The sequence below is a fragment of the Acaryochloris thomasi RCC1774 genome (assembly GCF_003231495.1).
In the GTDB taxonomy this organism is placed as follows: Bacteria; Cyanobacteriota; Cyanobacteriia; order Thermosynechococcales; family Thermosynechococcaceae; genus RCC1774.
The window spans coordinates 76,133-93,284 of the sequence record NZ_PQWO01000018.1 but is presented as its reverse complement, the minus strand read 5'-3'; the positions used below and the strand labels follow the sequence as shown (position 1 = coordinate 93,284).

Annotated in this window: 10 protein-coding genes; 7 read left to right on the top strand and 3 right to left on the bottom strand. The window is 51.4% G+C overall.

Going from position 1 to position 17,152, the window contains the following annotated elements; genetic code table 11:
- Positions 1 to 213 precede the first annotated feature (213 nt).
- Entirely contained in the window at positions 214 to 1,023 is an 810-nt protein-coding gene (locus C1752_RS21875; protein ID WP_199464480.1) for an FHA domain-containing protein, read from the top strand.
- Positions 1,024 to 1,083: 60 nt separating this feature from the next.
- The gene (gene hisF / locus C1752_RS21870; protein WP_110988178.1) at positions 1,084 to 1,860 is read left to right on the top strand and encodes an imidazole glycerol phosphate synthase subunit HisF; all 777 of its coding nucleotides are present in this window, start codon (positions 1,084 to 1,086) and stop codon (positions 1,858 to 1,860) included.
- A gap of 41 nt (positions 1,861 to 1,901) precedes the next feature.
- Here the strand turns inward: hisF and C1752_RS21865 are convergent, their stop codons facing one another.
- The 3 genes from C1752_RS21865 to C1752_RS21855 form a co-directional block, all read right to left on the bottom strand.
- A complete protein-coding gene (locus C1752_RS21865) occupies positions 1,902 to 2,498 on the bottom strand; it encodes a Uma2 family endonuclease (protein WP_110988177.1) in 597 nt (198 codons plus the stop codon).
- A gap of 172 nt (positions 2,499 to 2,670) precedes the next feature.
- Complete coding sequence (locus C1752_RS21860) at positions 2,671 to 4,218, bottom strand: cytochrome P450 (RefSeq protein ID WP_110988176.1); 1,548 nt, start codon at positions 4,216 to 4,218, stop codon at positions 2,671 to 2,673.
- Positions 4,219 to 4,255: 37 nt separating this feature from the next.
- Positions 4,256 to 6,244, bottom strand: a complete 1,989-nt coding sequence (locus tag C1752_RS21855) for a lipoxygenase family protein (RefSeq protein ID WP_110988175.1) — start codon at positions 6,242 to 6,244, stop codon at positions 4,256 to 4,258.
- 506 nt (positions 6,245 to 6,750) lie between these two features.
- Here C1752_RS21855 and C1752_RS21850 point away from each other — a divergent pair.
- The 5 genes from C1752_RS21850 (at position 6,751) to crtH (ending at position 16,978) form a co-directional block, all read left to right on the top strand.
- Positions 6,751 to 12,222, top strand: coding sequence for a trifunctional serine/threonine-protein kinase/ATP-binding protein/sensor histidine kinase (locus C1752_RS21850; protein ID WP_110988174.1), 5,472 nt, complete (start codon positions 6,751 to 6,753; stop codon positions 12,220 to 12,222).
- The gene (locus tag C1752_RS21845) at positions 12,215 to 12,607 is read left to right on the top strand and encodes a response regulator (RefSeq protein WP_110988173.1); all 393 of its coding nucleotides are present in this window, start codon (positions 12,215 to 12,217) and stop codon (positions 12,605 to 12,607) included. Before C1752_RS21850 ends, C1752_RS21845 begins: the two co-directional genes overlap by 8 nt.
- Before the next feature lie 3 nt (positions 12,608 to 12,610).
- Positions 12,611 to 13,885 (top strand): hybrid sensor histidine kinase/response regulator, encoded by a 1,275-nt coding sequence (locus tag C1752_RS21840; protein ID WP_110988172.1) that lies wholly within the window; start codon positions 12,611 to 12,613, stop codon positions 13,883 to 13,885.
- A complete protein-coding gene (locus C1752_RS21835) occupies positions 13,872 to 15,137 on the top strand; it encodes a GGDEF domain-containing protein (protein WP_110988171.1) in 1,266 nt (421 codons plus the stop codon). The genes C1752_RS21840 and C1752_RS21835 overlap by 14 nt, the downstream gene beginning before the upstream one ends.
- Before the next feature lie 320 nt (positions 15,138 to 15,457).
- A complete protein-coding gene (crtH, locus tag C1752_RS21830; protein ID WP_110988170.1) occupies positions 15,458 to 16,978 on the top strand; it encodes a carotenoid isomerase in 1,521 nt (506 codons plus the stop codon).
- The last annotated feature ends 174 nt before the right edge of the window (positions 16,979 to 17,152 follow it).

Genomic DNA, 17,152 nt, shown 5'->3' with positions numbered 1-17,152 from the left:
AGTTGGGACACGCTGGTAGAGCAGAAGACACGGAAAACGATGGATGACGACGAGTCAACACTCGCATAAGCATAGGAGAACATACATCCCCTTATCGATAGAATATCCTTACCCGTTTAGGACTACCAAATCTCTAAAGAATTATTACTTTGAGTAGAGTATAGTTAACCTTCAAGTTGGGAACCCTAAGCGTAGAAGCAGTGCCGATCGTGGATGGACCTACGACAAAGTGGTTGGAAAAATCTAATCGATCGTGCGCCTTTTTTCAATCATCCTTCATCACGCCTAACAACGCGCCTCAGCCCTATGCTAGAAGCAACCCGTGAGCCTAAAGCGCTGCCCACTCAGGAGCAGCACATTCTCGTTATTGATGACCAAGACTGTGGTGTCTTTGCCCTGGACGCGGCAACTTATTCCATTGGTCGAGATAGGAGCTGTGCAATTGTCCTCAACGACGCCTCAGTTTCTCGTCAGCATGCGCTGTTGCTTCGCATGCCTGTACCCGGAGCGAATCGCTACCGATATCGCCTCATTGACGGCAACTCTCAAGGCAAAACCAGCACCAACGGTACTATTGTCAACGGTGAGCCTTGCCAGTCCCATGAGCTAGCGAAAGGTGATTCGATTCAGTTCGGCAAGGAGTCCTTCTGTACCTATCTCATTATTTCTGGAGAAGAAGCCGAGCTATCCCAGTACTTAGAATCAGCAGAATTCCAAAGCATTAAAGCGGGGACAACCGATCCGAAAGCAACTGTCTGGCTAGAAGATCCGATCGAGCCAGAGCAGGAAGACGCGACTACTATTTTTTCTAAGCGTAGTGTTCCTCAAGCCCAGGCATCGAAGTCGCAGGGACAAGCAAAGAAGAGCAAATCACAGCCGCAAGCATCTCAAGGTCGCTGGAAAGTAGTGCTAGGAGCGGGCATCGTGGCAGCGATTCTAGCAGCGGGTTTCTGGCAGTTCAGTCAGTCCAAAACCCAGGAACAAACAGCACCTATTGAGAGCGGTCAAACAACAAATCAATAAGCGGCCAGGTCGATAGAAAACAGCGGTAGAGTAGATAGGCACCTGATAAAAGGAGTCCTGATGCTGGCGAAGCGAATCCTACCCTGCCTTGATGTGAAGGCGGGTCGAGTGGTGAAGGGCGTCAATTTTGTGAACCTTCGAGATGCTGGCGATCCAGTGGAGCTAGCGAAGGTCTACAACGAGGCGGGCGCGGATGAGCTGGTCTTTTTAGATATCACGGCGACCCACGAAGATCGGGACATCATCTATGACGTGGTATATCGAACGGCAGAGGAAGTCTTTATTCCCCTGACCGTGGGCGGTGGAATTGGCTCGCTGGACACAATTCGGAAGTTACTAAGGGCCGGTGCCGATAAGGTTAGCATCAACTCTTTTGCGGTTCGCAACCCAGAGTTTGTCACCCAAGCCAGTGAGCGTTTTGGTCGCCAATGTATTGTGATCGCCATTGATGCCCGTCGCCGCACTGACCCCGAGAACCCCGGCTGGGATGTCTACATTCGCGGTGGACGGGAGAATACGGGACTAGATGCGATCTCATGGGTCAAAGAGATGGAGCAGCGCGGGGCTGGCGAGCTACTGGTCACCAGTATGGATGCCGATGGAACTCAGGCAGGCTACGATTTAGAGCTAACCCGCGCCATTGCTGAACAGGTGCAGATCCCAGTGGTGGCCTCGGGGGGGGCTGGCACCTGCGATCATATTCGTGAAGCGTTGACCGAGGGCAAAGCGGAAGCAGCACTGCTGGCTTCACTGCTCCACTATGGACAGTTGACCGTCGCCGAAATAAAAACGCATCTGGCTCAGCATCAGGTTCCAGTTCGTGACTCTCATTCTTAAAAAGGCTGTCGGGGGGCTAATGCAAAACCATCCCCCTCATTTCAGGCATTATCCAACGACTCACCAAACTCCAAGTTCTCATATAGCTCAGCAAGCTCTAACTCCACCGGCACAGACACCAAAGACACCCTAGCCTCCGGCCTATCATGAACCGTGAGTAACCATTTATTTGCCTCCTGCCGCGCGTAATGCTCTACCCGTGGCTGATATTGATCAATTAGCAAATACTCTTCAAACGTTGCAACTGTCCGATAGGCTGAGAACTTATCACCTCGGTCATATCCCTGAGTAGATTCTGATAAGACCTCAGCTATAAAAATCGGATTCATCACCGTATCCTTTCGCCCAGTCTGAAGCTTCGGCGGACGGGGCATCACCATCACATCGGGGTAAGTATAGAGATTGCAGTCCGGCAACCAGAGACGCTGATCGGTGACAAAAATGCTGTATGGCTGCTTGCGCAGCGCCATTGTCAGCAAGAAAATAAGCATCCGTGTAATTTCATTGTGTGCAGGGGTGCCACCCGTCATCTCAACAATCTCTCCATCCCGGAATTCGCTGCGAACCTCAGACGTGATCTCCAGCTCTAGATATTCCTCAGCCGTGTAGGTCTTCGTTTTCGGTGCTGCCATCGCCATCATTCAGCCCTCCGGCCTTTCCCTAATCATGAGCGTCAGCCAGCACAGCTAAGGCGAGTTGAGGATCGGGTGCTTGAAGAACTGACCACTCATGAAGTCTGCTGCACTTCGACTGTCAATGCTCCTTATCTTAGCAACTAGGCAATAACAAGAATCAGACCTTGCAAAAGCTTCAATCCCCAGAATATTTTGGCAAATCTTTGCTCGAGTAAATAAATTGTGCCTTCAACTGGCGCGGAACCGCGACGCCGAAGAAGAACTCTTGCTCAGGGGATTGATCACCAAAGGTCACTCCAAACTTTGAGACTAAGACCGCTAACACAAGCTTCATAAAATAACGTGCAAAATATTGACCAATGCAGGCCCGATCGCCCCGTCCAAAGGGAAAGAAGTAGTCACTTCCCCAGTCGTTCTGACGGCAGGTCTCTGCATCCCATCGGGCTGGGTTGAAAGTCTCTGGCTCTGACCAATGATCGCTAAGGCGCTGCAGCGACCAGTTACTCATAAAAATGGGGGTACCTGCTGGAATGGAGTGCCCTGCTAATTCGGCACCACCTTGATTAACCGTCCGTAGGAAAAACGGGACGGCAGGCCAGAGCCGTAGCGATTCACGCATCACCTGATCAAGCTGAGTGCAGCCTTCCAGTCGCTCTAACGTCAGGGGACCAGCAAAGAAGTCTTTGACTTCTGCTTTGAGAGCGGCCAGAGTTTCTGGGTGCTGATGAAGAAGATGGAGCGCTGACGTAATACCGCTGGGGGTAGAGACGGCTCCACCGGGATAGACACCGGCACAAAAATTACGCAGCTTTTCGGCCTCAAAATTAGTGCCGCCTTTGCGAAGCACCCAGCCTAGCAGCGAGTTGGCTGGCGCTTCTTCTAAGCTGACGATCTGTTCAAAGCGGTTGAACCAGGCTTTGCTTACTTTGCGATAGGTACGATCCCACGGCTTTTCTGGAATCAGCCATGTTGCCAAGGTCGAGCGCGTCATCCGACTCGTACCGGTCTGGCACATGGAGTTAAACTGCTCAAAAACTTCGTCCGGGAAAACTTGCCCCACGGTTGCTAACGAAAATCCGTCAAAGGTCAGCTTTTGAATGGCGTCATAGGCCGATAATTCACCCGCTTGGTTAGAGGCTGCGACCAGTTCTGTCGCTCTTGTTTCTATGAAGGCATGGAGGGGTTCGATCTGCGACCCGAGCCAGTCATCAAAGTAATCCATGCTGAAAGGATGGTTCTGCTTCAAATCTTTCCAGTGAGCATCTGCAGCTGCAGCTTCAAAGGGATTGGTGTCGGTCAGCATGGGCCGCAGCGCTTTGCGCGGCTGGTTTTTATAGAACTTGTAGATTGGGTTATTGTGCAGGGGACAGCGGCTTTCTGCGACTTCCGGTGACTGTTCCCCCACCCCTGAAAGAACTTGGTGAATTAGCTTTGGATCGTTAACGGCTAGGCAGGGTCGAAACAGCATCCAGAAGCGAGCGACGTTTCCGTATTGTTGGGCGTAGTTACCCAAGACTTCCCAGGTGGGATCTTTTTGAAAGTCTAAAACGTTCCCAGTCGGAAAGATCGGGGTCGGCCCTGGGATATCTTCGAAGGGCTGGGCTTTAGAAGCGGTCAGCCATCTGAATATTCTCTGCAGTAGGGGTTGCAGAAAACGGTTCCAGATTAGCGCGCGAAGCGATTGCCGGGGGGCTTGACTGGAGGTGGAAAGGTCCAAGACCATGAAAATTGTCCTCTGGGGGTGGGTAGGGAACTAGGGGTTAAATATTGATGCTTTGGGGGATTTTGGAAGGCTGCAGATAGCAGTAGGGATAGGGACGGGTTTGGTTACGGGTTGCGATCGCATCTTCAATCTCCACCAATCTCTCTTGAAAGTCTTGGAGGGCGCTCTGCTCTTGCCCGTCACGAAACCAGCCCAAGTCATACTGACCCAGTACCGTGTGATAGACCTGTCCTAGCAGATAGGTCAGCTCAAGCTGTCCCTGTGCCTGATGCAGCGGCGGAAGCTGCTCAAAATAATCTGCTTCGCTAGCGGTGGTGAGCGGATGAGCCGGAGCATATCCTGCCAGAGGCATCGCCGGAGCGTAGGTCATCACATCTCCCTGCGGAAAGTTGACAGCAGCATGTTGGGCGCTGGCAGTAAAAACGATTAACGTCACCGCATCAATCAGGTATGAGAGAGTCCGAATCTCACCGTCTTCACCGAAGTCAACGACGCGACCGCCATCAAAGGCAATCAGCTCTGCTGCCCAGTTCTGGAGCGCCTGATCCTGCTGGACTGCGGTATCGTCTTGGTAATGAAGACCGAGGTAAGCCGCAACCCAGTCTTTGATGGCATCCCACAGTAAAAGGGCATCATCGCGGTAAGGATAGACCGGGAATGCCTCTAGATCGGCAACACCGCGCTGCTCAAGCCGTTTGGGCAGCATGGCGCTATTGAAGCCGTAGCTCTGCAAGCCAGCGACAGTCGCTGCGCGCGCGCAGTCAATCGTAGCCGCCAAATTCTTATCAACGCCACCTCGGGGAGCCATAAGCAGATTTTGAGCCCCATCATTGATGTTGAGCATGCCCTCAAAGTGCGGGCGCAGTAGAACACTAAGGGGATGCTCCGGCAGAAGTTGCCGATGGGTTGCGATCGCAAAGGGGCCAATAAACAGATGCGTGCGACCTAAGTGGGCAATGGCTTCGTGGTAGTTGCTATCGGCCACCTGAACCACAGCCTTGGCCATTTCCCAAGCGTATCGCTCGGATTCGTTCGTCGAGGGCGTCACAATTGGTACGTTCGTACCCGAAACCTGACCACACTGAATCGCAATGGGCCGCAGGTTTCGTGATGCGGAACCGCCCCGAGGGACAGCAAATAGCGCCTGAGGCGCTTCAATATATTTGGGGTGGGTGCCAGGATAGGTGCCATTGATAGCTCCTGCCAGAATGGCGTAGTCCGCAATGTAGAGGCGGCTCTCTTCTAAAGCTTTCTCCAGGGAATCATCAGTGCCCATGACGGCTTGATAGTGATCGTTTGTCACCGGAAATTTTTGGCTGAGGATGTCGCCAAACAAAACGCGGACCTGCTCAAGCATCGTAGGATTGGGACCCGCTATCCGTAGGTAGGCGAAGTATTCATCTTCTTGGAAATGAGTTGCGATCGCAGGTAGTGCAATCGTGGCAAACTGCCTGTTGTAGTCCTCCAGACTCGTGGCTGTCACACAGTGGCGGTCTTGATCAACGCGAGCCTTGACGCCGCCGTGGAGCGCCAGCAGAATATCTTTCTCGACCTCTGAAATCAGACTCAGAACCAGATCTTCCCACTCATGCAGTCCCAACCTGAATCCCTTCCAAAGGAGTTGGGGAACTGCTCTGAGCAGATGCCAACCCAGCCGAAGTTTCGTTTTGAAATCTGCCTGCTGAAAGATATCGATCACCGTTTGTCTGACGAGGTGGGCGACATGGTGACGGGCCTGTACTTCTTCAACATGACCTCGCTTGCTAACGATGGCGTTGATAAAGATTTCGAGCATGACCCGAATCACCTTTCTCCACCAGACCAGACTGGGTCTCTCCTCGCGCGGCAGCTTGTCTACCATCGCGACTGGCGCAATATGGGCGTAGTTGTACTTATATTTTTTGCGAGCAGTCCTGAGAGCGTGGGGGACAGGCTCAGGATGAGCCTCTGTTTTCTTTAGAGCCGGCACAGGTGGCTGAACAACATTCAGAGACTCAGTATTCAGGGCTGTAAAAGATGAGGGCATGTATCAGTTACTCACGTTGGGAAACAGAAGAAAGCAGAGGCACATCTTTGATCGAAAACTAGGGTCTTGTGAATCTCACAATCGTCAAAATCGTTGAGGTGCCGTTTCTCAAACTCAGTGTTCCCAGTCTCTGAGCAATCTTGATCGAAAAATTTCCCCTGTCTCTGTTCCCCGAATTCAAACAGTTGTAAAGGTCGCTTGTTTGTTTAACAGACTGTCGTTTCTGACGGGCAGCATGCCGTTTATTCAGTCCCTCTTGATCGCCGTAACGCCAACGAATTGAGAGAATTTACAGATTCAGCTCAATACTTCGTCATGGCAACATCACAAAAGTAGACTTAGATGTCAGGTTTGCTGCTTCAGCCGTCCACTATAGAGCTGGCCTGCTAATTCAGTATTTGCACGGAGAGTTTAGCTAAGTCTGATCAAAAAGACTGCGATCTCAACGCCAAATATCCATAGCTTTGCTGAGGCCAGATACTCTTTCGGCGTTTAAGGACAGATGAATGACGGGTGTTGTCGGCTGTAATTTGACTAAGCACATTTATGAGAGCGCGAATTCATTAGTCTATCGGGGTCATCGAGGCGACCCTGATCAGCCTGTCATTATCAAAATCTTGAAAGAAGACTATCCCACCTCGGCCGAACTGACCCGCTATCGCCAAGAATATGAAATCACGAGCAATCTTGACATCGAAGGTACAGTTCAGGTTTATGGGTTAGAACCCTATCAGCGCACTTTAGCGATGGTGCTCGAAGACATTGGAGGGCAATCCCTCAAAGAGTGGTTCCAAGGGCAGGCAGTGCCGCTGGAGGAGTTTCTAGATTTAGCTCTCAAGATTGTCGAAATCCTGGGGCATATTCACAGCCGTAACGTCATTCACAAAGATATTAATCCCAGCAATATCATTGTCAACCCAGCCTCAGGACAGCTTAAAATCATCGACTTTGGGATTTCAACCCAGTTGAGCCGTGAGAACCCCACCCTCAAAAACCCACGGGTATTAGAAGGCACGCTGGCCTATCTGTCACCGGAGCAAACCGGACGGATGAATCGCTCCCTAGACTACCGAACGGACTTCTATTCTCTCGGCATTACATTCTATGAGCTGCTGACGGGGCAGTTACCATTCCCGACCGAAGATGCTTTGGCACTGGTTCACTGTCATATTGCCCATCAACCCAAGCCACCGCATCAAATTAATCTTGCGGTGCCGCAGGTCTTGTCTAATCTGACGCTGAAGCTGATGGCTAAAACGGCTGAGGACCGCTATCAGAACGCGGCGGGCCTCCAGGCTGATTTGGAAAACTGCCGAGAGCAGTTACGCAGCACAGGTAAGATTGCACCTTTCGTCCTCGGCACTCAAGATTTATCCGGTCGCTTCCAGATTCCACAAAAGCTCTATGGGCGAGAGGCCGAGAAAGCAATATTGCTGGCGGCTTTCGAGCGCATCAGCCAATCCACCAGCACCAGCGAATTAATGCTGGTGGCAGGGTATTCCGGGATTGGCAAGTCTTCTCTAGTGGCGGAGGTCCATAAGCCCATTACCGAGAAGCGCGGCTACTTCATCGCCGGTAAATATGACCAGTTTCAGCGGGATGTGCCCTACTCCGCAGTGATTGCTGCCTTTCGCAGCCTTGCCAAACAGCTTTTAACGGAAAGCGAGACCCAGCTAGCCCAGTGGCGGCAGCGCTTGCTAGCAGCTTTGGGACCAAACGGTCAGGTGGTCATTGATGTGATCCCTGAAATAGCTCTGATTACAGGAAAGCAGCCCCCGGTACCAGAGCTGGGTCCAACAGAGGCTCAAAACCGCTTCAATCTGGTTTTTCAAAGTTTCATTCGGGTTTTCTGTGATCCCGAGCATCCGCTAGTGCTGTTCCTAGACGATTTGCAGTGGGCTGATTCTGCCAGCCTGAAGCTGATGCAGCGAATGATGACCGATAGTAAGATGCGATCGCTGCTTGTGATCGGTGCCTACCGTGACAATGAAGTCAGTGCGGCGCATCCATTAATGAGCCTGTTAAACCACTTTGAGACCCAGAGTGTGACAGTCAATACGATTACCCTGGCCCCCCTATCGCTGACGCACCTCAGTCAGCTAATCACGGATACACTGCAGCACAGTCAGGCTGAACTAGATCCCCTCGCGGAATTAGTGCTTCAGAAAACAGAAGGCAATCCCTTTTTCGTCAACGAATTTCTCAAGAGTCTCCACAGTGAAAGACTGCTGCAGTTTAATGAAGCATCCCGCCTCTGGGAATGGGACATGGAGCAGATTCAGGCCCAAGATTTGACCGATAACGTCATTGAGCTGCTGATTGGCAAACTCCAGAAGCTGTCAAGCGCCACCCAAGAAGGACTGCGGCTGGCGGCCTGCGTCGGCGCTCAGTTTGATCTGGCGACCCTTGCCATTATTCAACAGAAGTCTTTCAAAACCGTTTTTGCTGATCTCAAGCCGACGATTCAGTGTGGTTTAGTGATTCCCCTGTCTGAATTGACAGCAGATTTAACAATTGAACGCTTTCGCTTCGGCCATGACCGCATCCAGCAGGCTGCCTATGCCCTGATTACCCCAGAACAAAAAGCACCGGTTCATCTCCGTATTGGTCGTCTGCTCAGAGACGGCGTGACCCAAGAAGGTCTGGCAGACCGCATCTTTGAGGTCGTGGATCATCTCAATCAAGCACTCGATCTGATCTCTGAACCGGCTGAACGACAGCAGTTAGCGCAGCTCAATTTTCAGGCGGGTCAGAAGGCGAAGTCGGCAACCGCTTACCAAGCTGCGATGAACTATCTACTAACAGGGGTGACGCTTTTAGGACCGGATGGCTGGCAAAACACCTATGAATTAGCCCTGGGGCTTTATGAGGCGGCCAGTGAGGCGGCCTATCTGAATCAGGACTACGAAAAGCAAGAGCAGCTAACGGCAATCATTCTGCAGAAGGCCCGCTGTGTTCTAGATAAAGTCAAAGTCTATCGGGTGAAGATTCTGGCCTGTTCGTCTCAGAATCGACATTTTGAAGCAACCGATATTGGTTTTGAAATTTTAGGGCAGCTAGGCATTCAGTTCCCGGAACCGACGCCAGAAAATTTACAGCTTGAGCTACAGCGAACTCAGGCTCTACAGCATCAGCGCTCCATCGAAGGTTTGATTGATTTGCCTGCGATGACGGATCCTGAAAAGCTGGCGGCAATGCAGATTTTATCGGACATTTTATCTTCTGGCTATCAGGCCGCTTTTGAACGGTTTATTCTCAGCAACCTCACCCAAATTCGACTCTCGTTAGAGTATGGCAATACAGCAGCTTCGGCTTTTGCCTATGACTGCTACGGCATCACGCTGTGCGGGGCGGTGGGCGATATTGCTTCGGGCTACCAGTTTGGGCGCTTGGCGCTGCAGGTGGTGGATAAGTTCGAGGCCAAGCAGGCGAAAAGTCGGGTAATGTTTGTCTTCAATGCGTTTGTGCGTCACTGGGAGGATCCGCTCAGCGCTACGATTGCCGATCTTCACAGCGGCTATCAAATCGGCTTGGACACAGGCGATGTGGAATATGCCTGCTACTCGCTCTGCTGGGAGTCCATGCACAGTCTACTCACGGGTCGAGAACTAGAAGCGTTAGCGACTCGGATGGCTGCCTATAATTTTGCGATCGCAACCCTAAAGCAAGCCGCCTGCCATCTATACCTGAAGATTTATCAGCAGACCCTCGCAAACCTCAGAGGCCAAGCCTCTGACCTAAGCAAACTCAACGGAGAATTTCTCCAGGAAGCCGAGGTCACGGTGGAGAGTGCCGACAACAAACTGGCTCTGGCCTTCTTCTACACGCATAAAGCAATGCTCTGCTATTTACTGGCGGACTACGAAACCGCTTTAAGCTGTACACAGTTGGCAGAAAACAACGCCGATGGAATGACCGCCGCCTACACCATTGCCGTGCTGAACTTCTATGACTCTTTAACTCGGCTGGCCCGTTTTGAGCACCTTTATGAATCGGAGCAGCAGCAGGCACTAGAGCAGGTCAATGCCAACCAGCAACAGCTGCAGCAGTGGGCTGAACATGCCCCAGAGAACCACCGGCATAAATATGAGCTAGTCGAAGCAGAACGCTATCGCTGTTTAGGACAAATAGCAGAGGCAGGGGTGGCCTATGATCATGCGATCACATCGGCCCAAGCCCACGACTACCCTCAAGAAGAAGCGCTTGCGAATGAACTTGCAGCTCAGTTCTACCAGCGGCAAAATCGAGACAAGATTGCCCAGGTCTATTTGAAAGATGCCTACTATGGCTACTTCCGGTGGGGGGCAACCGCAAAGGTCGAGCAGCTAGAACAGCAGTACCCTAACCTTTCTAAGGCAGTCTTCACAACGGCATCGGGACCTTCTTCTTCTTCCACAGCAACTCACACCGTTCGTACCAGCCAATCGCTAGATTTAGCCACTGTTCTGCAGGCATCTCAGGCCATCTCAACGGAGATTGTCCTCGACAAATTGTTGATGACTCTCATTCAAATCCTGGTGCGCAATGCCGGTGCCCAGGTTGGCTATCTCATTCTTAACAGCGACGGTCTCCTGATTGAGGCCTCTGCCAACACCGAGTCTGAGACCTATAGCGTCCTCCAGTCCACACCGATAGTGGGGCAAGTTCCTCAGACGCTATTGAACTACGTCAACCGCACGCAGGAGAGCGTGGTTTTATCCCATGCCAGTCAAGCCGGTGATTTCACTCAAGATCCCTACATCAAAGAGCGACAGACCCAGTCAATTTTGTGTATGCCACTCCTCAACCTGGGACAGCTCAGTGGGATGGTCTATCTGGAAAATAATTTAACCACCAGTGCTTTTACCCCCGATCGATTAGAACTACTGCAGCTGCTGTCGGGACAGGTTGCGATCGCAATTGACAACGCTCGTCTCTACGCCAACCTAGAGCAAAAAGTCGATGAGCGTACCCAAACCCTTTCTCAAACCGTCAAAGAACTACAGCTCACTCAACAAGAACTGGTTCAGTCCGAAAAGATGGCCGCTCTGGGACAGCTTATTGCCGGTATCGCCCACGAGATTAATACGCCCCTGGGTGCCATTGGCTCCTCTATTCAGTACATCAATAACTTCTTGCACAACAACCTACAAACGCTCCCCCACTTCTTTCGAACCCTCTCCCCAGAACAAGAGCAGCAGTTTCAAAGCCTGCTCCAGCGATCGCTCCAGTCAACCACCAAGCTCTCAGGGCGGGAGCGTCGTCAAGCACGCAAAAACCTAGCCAAGCAACTGGGCCACCATGAAATTGCAAACGCCAGCGATCTGGCTAGCTTGCTTATTGACCTGAACATCTACAGCGATCTCGATGCCCTACTGCCCTTGCTGACAAATCCGAGTAGCGAACCGCTTCTAAAAATGGCGCGTCAATTTACGCGGGTGCAAGAGAGCGCCCGAGACATCAACAGCGCTAGCGATCGCGCCGCCAAGATCGTGTTTGCCCTCAAAACCTACGCCCGCTACGACCACAGCGGCGAAATGATGACGGTCAACCTTACAGATGGCATTGAAGCCGTCCTCACCCTTTACCAGAACCAAATCAAGCACGGCGTCACAGTAATTCGTAGCCTCGATGCCATCCCTCCCGTAAAGTGCTATGCCGATGAACTCAACCAAGTGTGGACGAATCTGATTCACAATGCCCTACAGGCCATGGACTACAAAGGCACATTGGAGGTCAGCCTGCAGGAACTCGGCGGCAGCGCACAGGTAAAAATCACCGACAGCGGTAGTGGCATCCCTCCAGAGGTCCAAGCGAACATTTTTGAGCCTTTCTTTACAACCAAGCCCCCTGGCGAAGGCAGCGGACTGGGACTCGATATTGTCAAAAAGATCATCGATAAGCATCAAGGCACCATCACCTTTGAATCGATACCCTCGCAGACGACCTTCATCGTGTCTTTACCCATGAATCCTCAACCCGGAAACCATCATGTCTAAACTAGCGATTCTTTGCGTTGATGACGAAGCGATCATCCTCAATAGCCTACTGCGACAGCTCCAGACAGCCTTCGATGATACCTATCTCTACGAAACGGCAGAGAATGCCAGCGAAGCCCTAGAAATTATCGAAGAACTCCAGGGCGAAGGGACAGATCTATTAGTGATCGTGTCTGATTGGCTAATGCCGGGAGCCAAAGGCGACGAACTCCTGATTGACGTCCATCAGCGTTTCCCCGGCGTGGTTAAAATTATGTTGACAGGGCAAGCTGATCACGACGCGGTTGAGCGAGCTCATGATCAAGCGAACCTCCATACCTGCCTAGCAAAGCCTTGGCAAGAGCAGGACTTAATTCAAGCAATTCAATCGGCCCTTCCCCAGTAATCCATGTCAAAACCTGTGATCGTGTGCGTTGATGACGAACCCGCCGTTCTTGATAGTCTGCGGCGAGAGCTTTCTGAAGTCTTTGAGGAGAGCTATGAGCTAGAAACCGCAGTTGGGGGCGTAGAAGCCGTTGAACTTGTCAAAGATTTAGTGCAGGACCAGTGCAATGTGGCTGTCATCATTGCTGACTATCTGATGCCCGATCTAAAGGGTGACGAGGTGCTGCGACAGGTCAACGAACTCTCACCCAAAACCCTAACCGTGATGCTAACGGGGCAAGCAGGGGTAGATGGGATAACCAATGCGATTAATACAGCTCAGCTCTATCGATATATCGCCAAACCCTGGCAGCCTGCCGACCTGCAGCTCACTGTGCGAGAAGCACTCAACAGCTATATCCAAGAGCAACAGCTCTATGAGTATCAGCACCAGCTAGAGCAAAAGGTACAGGCACGAACCCGTGAGTTAACCCAAACCCTACAGGAGCTACAGGAAACCCAGACAGAGCTAATCCGGTCGGAGAAAATGGCAGCCCTGGGCCAGCTTGTAGCGGGTGTCGCCCATGAGATCAATACTCCCGTCGGCAACGCCCTCTTGGCAGCGTCCGTGCTGCAGAATGAAACACAAGCCTTCGACGAGCTCTATAAGCAAGGTAGCTTAAAGCGTTCAACCCTTTCTGGCTATCTCGAAACTGCAGCAGATAGTAGTCGTCTCGTATTGAGCAACCTTGACAGAGCAGCCCAGCTTATTCAAAGCTTCAAGCAAGTTGCCGTAGATCAGACCAGTTTTGAGAAGCGACCCTTTACAATCATCCCCTATATCAACAGTGTGCTCACTAGCCTAGAGCCTCACCTTAAGGCCACAAAACACCAAACGACCGTTGACGGAGATATTTCGCTGAAGATGGTAAGTTATCCTGGAGCGCTTTCTCAGATTGTGACAAACTTGGTGATCAACTCTACACGACATGCCTATGGCCCAGGAGAGCAGGGGCACCTCAGTTTTTCATTGCATCAGCAAGAAGAGCAGGTGATCTTAGAGTACGCCGATGATGGGTGTGGTATCTCTGAGAGCCACCAAGCAAAGATTTTTGAGCCGTTCTTCACAACTGCTCGAGAGCGCGGCGGTAGTGGCTTGGGGCTCCATATTGTTCACAACATTGTGACGCAAAACCTTCGGGGCACCATCCGGTGTGAAAGCACCTTAGGCTCAGGAAGCAAGTTTATTCTGAACTTACCCTTACAGATTACAGACGAGGGAACCCATGCCTCAGTCTAACGATTCAGTCACTGCCAATGAACGCCTTGACTTTGAAGATGAGCCTCTATTCTCGGACGACCAAGACACCGCTGCCAGCAACAGCGAAACGCCCTGGAAAATACTTGTTGTCGATGACGAAAGACAGGTACATGAGGTCACCCGCCTTGCGCTCAAAAATTTTACTTTTGAGAACAGGACCTTAGAAATCATCTCTGCTTACTCTGGGCAAGAAGCTCAAGCGATGCTGAGCCAGCACCCCGATACTGCCGTATTGCTCCTTGACGTGGTCATGGAAACCAGTCAGGCCGGTCTAGAGTTGGTCAAATATATCCGTGAGAACTTGCACAATTTATTTGTGCGCATCATTCTGCGAACCGGCCAGCCGGGCGAAGTGCCTGAGATCTCAATCATCAAGGGGTACGATATCAATGACTATAGAACCAAGACTGAGCTAACGCAGCAGAAATTATTCTCGACATTAGTTACGGCGATCCGTTCCTACCGGGACATTATCACGGCTGAAGAAGATCGCCGGGAGATTGCCAGCCTCAATGAAAAGCTGCAGGATTTTAACCGAAATCTAGAAGAGTCCGTCAAAATTCGCACACGAGAGTTAGAGGCAAAGAATCAGCAGCTAGAAGCAGAAATCCAGGCCCGCCTTAAAACCCAAGAAAAGCTACAGGCAATCAATAAGGCCCTCGATCTTGCCAATCAAGAACTCGATCAGTTGAATCGCCAGTTAGCATTGGCTGCCAATCAGGATGGCTTAACAAAGCTGGCCAATCGACGCCGCTTTGATGAGTATCTTGAACAGTCTTGGAAGCAGGCAGTGAGGGATCAGAAAGCTTTGACCCTGATGCTCTGTGACATCGATTATTTCAAGCAGTACAACGACACCTACGGTCATTTGCAGGGAGATCACTGCCTGCAGGTGGTGGCACAAACCATTGACGGGGCCATCAGGCGTCCGTTAGATTTAGCAGCGCGCTACGGGGGAGAAGAATTTGCCATCATCTTACCCAACACAAATTCTGAGGGAGCGATGGCGGTGGCAGAGAAGTTGAGAGCAGATCTAGATCAGCAAGCACTGGTCCATAAATCTTCTAGTGTGAGCGATCGCATCACCCTGAGCATTGGCATCTCCACCCTAGTCCCCACCGCTGAGCTAACGGTCCCAGCATTGATCGCAGCCACCGATACCGCCCTCTATCAAGCGAAAAAAGCAGGTCGAGCGCAGATAGCTTCCCATCAAGCCCAACCTCTCAACTAACCCCCAAGGGATGACAGACCGAGCAAAGCTATTTTTGATTTTTATTGACAATCTTTTTCAATAACTATACAGTGAAGTCATGTTCTCCTCTCTTGAAGAATCAGCATGCTAGGTCAAGGCGCTCTCTGCGTTTTGACCTTTTTTATCGGCAGGGGTAGTCACTTGTGATTTTTGTCAGAAGGGCACCTCTCGATAGACCAGTGAGTAAAGCCGTGCACGTATTGATTAAGGTACAAAAATGGCTACGGCTCATTGACGGTATAGCAAGGATGCCCTACCTTAACCGGGTACTGCGATGGCCGTTTTTGGGCAACTAAATGATGAACTCTGTTGAACATGCCGTCCCTGAACCAGTGTGGGATGTGATCGTGATTGGTTCTGGCATTGGGGGACTGGTTACAGCCACTCAATTAGCGGCAAAGGGGGCTCACGTTTTGGTATTGGAGCGATATCTAATTCCGGGCGGCAGTGCTGGCTCTTTTCGCAGAGAGGGCTACTGCTTCGATGTCGGTGCTTCCATGATTTTCGGCTTTGGCAAGCAGGGGACCACCAATCTATTGACCCGCGCTTTAGATAGCGTCAATCAGCGTCTAGAGACGATTCCTGACCCCGTACAAATTCACTACCACCTACCCGATAATTTACAGATTAAGGTGCATCGAGACTATGAGAAATACTTGCAAGAGCTGATAGAGCGCTTCCCCCATGAGCGTCAGGGGTTGCGCCGCTTTTATGATGCGTTCTGGCAGGTGTTCAACGGTCTCAACGGGATGGAGCTGTTGTCCCTGGAGGAGCCCCGCTATCTGATGCAGACCTTTTTGCGGCATCCGGGTATCTGTCTGCGGTTGGCAAAGTTCTTGCCTCAGAATGTGGGGCGCACGGCGCGGCGCTATCTCAGCGATCCGGTTTTGCTGAAGTTTATCGATCTGGAATGCTTCTGCTGGTCGGTGGTTCCAGCAGATTTGACGCCGATGATGAATGCGGGGATGGTCTTTTGCGATCGCCACTACGGCGGCGTTAACTATCCGAGGGGCGGAGTGGGGCAGATTGCTCAGAAGCTTGTGGCGGGTCTAGAGGCGGCGGGCAGCACCATTCGATATAAGGCACGAGTGACCAAAGTTTTGCGAGAGAAAGGTCAGGCAGTGGGCGTCCAGCTAGCGACAGGAGAGACCTTTCATGCCCGTCGGATTGTGTCTAACGCAACCCGCTGGAACACTTTTGGTGAACTAGTTGAGACGGTACCACCCACAGAAGAAAGGTGGCGACAGCGCTATATGAAATCTCCTAGCTTCGTGAGCGTGCATCTGGGGATCGCGGCTGGGGCACTGCCCCAGAATATCCACTGTCATCATGTGTTGCTGTCGGACTGGGAACAGATGACGGAATCCGGCGGAACCACTTTCGTCTCCATTCCAACGGTGCTTGATCCGAGCTTGGCTCCTCCAGGTCATCATATTGTGCATGCCTTTACGCCTAGCTGGATCGAGGAGTGGCAGAATTTGTCAGCTTCGGACTATCGGGAGCGAAAACGGCAGGCTGCGACCCAAATCATTAATCGACTAGAACAGATTATCCCCAACCTAAAGGAGCATATTCATCTACAGGAGGTGGGTACACCGAAAACGCACCGTCGATTTTTAGGGCGTCAGGATGGCACCTATGGTCCAATTCCACGCCGTCCATTGCGAGGCTTGTTAGGGATGCCGTTTAATCGCACGGCGATTCCAGGGCTTTACTGCGTGGGAGACAGTACGTTCCCGGGGCAGGGGCTAAACGCAGTGGCTTTTTCTGGGTTTGCCTGCGCCCATCGTGTGGCCGTGGATTTACATTTGAAAGGTTAGATATATTCGATGCAGCGCATTTAGGCTATGGTTTAGCTTCGTAGATCAATGATTTAACATTAGCCTTCAGCACACGAGACACGCGGGGAGTAATTCAAGCAAATCAAATAGGTGTTTTGAGTTCGTAGGTCCAACATAAAACGCTGTATACATCTACCCATCACCGAGAGATAA

Excerpts from the sequence above, each read along its gene's own strand:
- C1752_RS21875 (WP_199464480.1), top strand. The coding sequence starts at position 214 with ATGGACCTACGACAAAGTGGTTGGAAAAATCTAATCGATCGTGCGCCT.
- hisF (WP_110988178.1), top strand. The coding sequence starts at position 1,084 with ATGCTGGCGAAGCGAATCCTACCCTGCCTTGATGTGAAGGCGGGTCGA.
- C1752_RS21865 (WP_110988177.1), bottom strand. The coding sequence starts at position 2,498 with ATGGCGATGGCAGCACCGAAAACGAAGACCTACACGGCTGAGGAATAT.
- C1752_RS21860 (WP_110988176.1), bottom strand. The coding sequence starts at position 4,218 with ATGGTCTTGGACCTTTCCACCTCCAGTCAAGCCCCCCGGCAATCGCTT.
- C1752_RS21855 (WP_110988175.1), bottom strand. The coding sequence starts at position 6,244 with ATGCCCTCATCTTTTACAGCCCTGAATACTGAGTCTCTGAATGTTGTT.
- C1752_RS21850 (WP_110988174.1), top strand. The coding sequence starts at position 6,751 with ATGACGGGTGTTGTCGGCTGTAATTTGACTAAGCACATTTATGAGAGC.
- C1752_RS21845 (WP_110988173.1), top strand. The coding sequence starts at position 12,215 with ATGTCTAAACTAGCGATTCTTTGCGTTGATGACGAAGCGATCATCCTC.
- C1752_RS21840 (WP_110988172.1), top strand. The coding sequence starts at position 12,611 with ATGTCAAAACCTGTGATCGTGTGCGTTGATGACGAACCCGCCGTTCTT.
- C1752_RS21835 (WP_110988171.1), top strand. The coding sequence starts at position 13,872 with ATGCCTCAGTCTAACGATTCAGTCACTGCCAATGAACGCCTTGACTTT.
- crtH (WP_110988170.1), top strand. The coding sequence starts at position 15,458 with ATGAACTCTGTTGAACATGCCGTCCCTGAACCAGTGTGGGATGTGATC.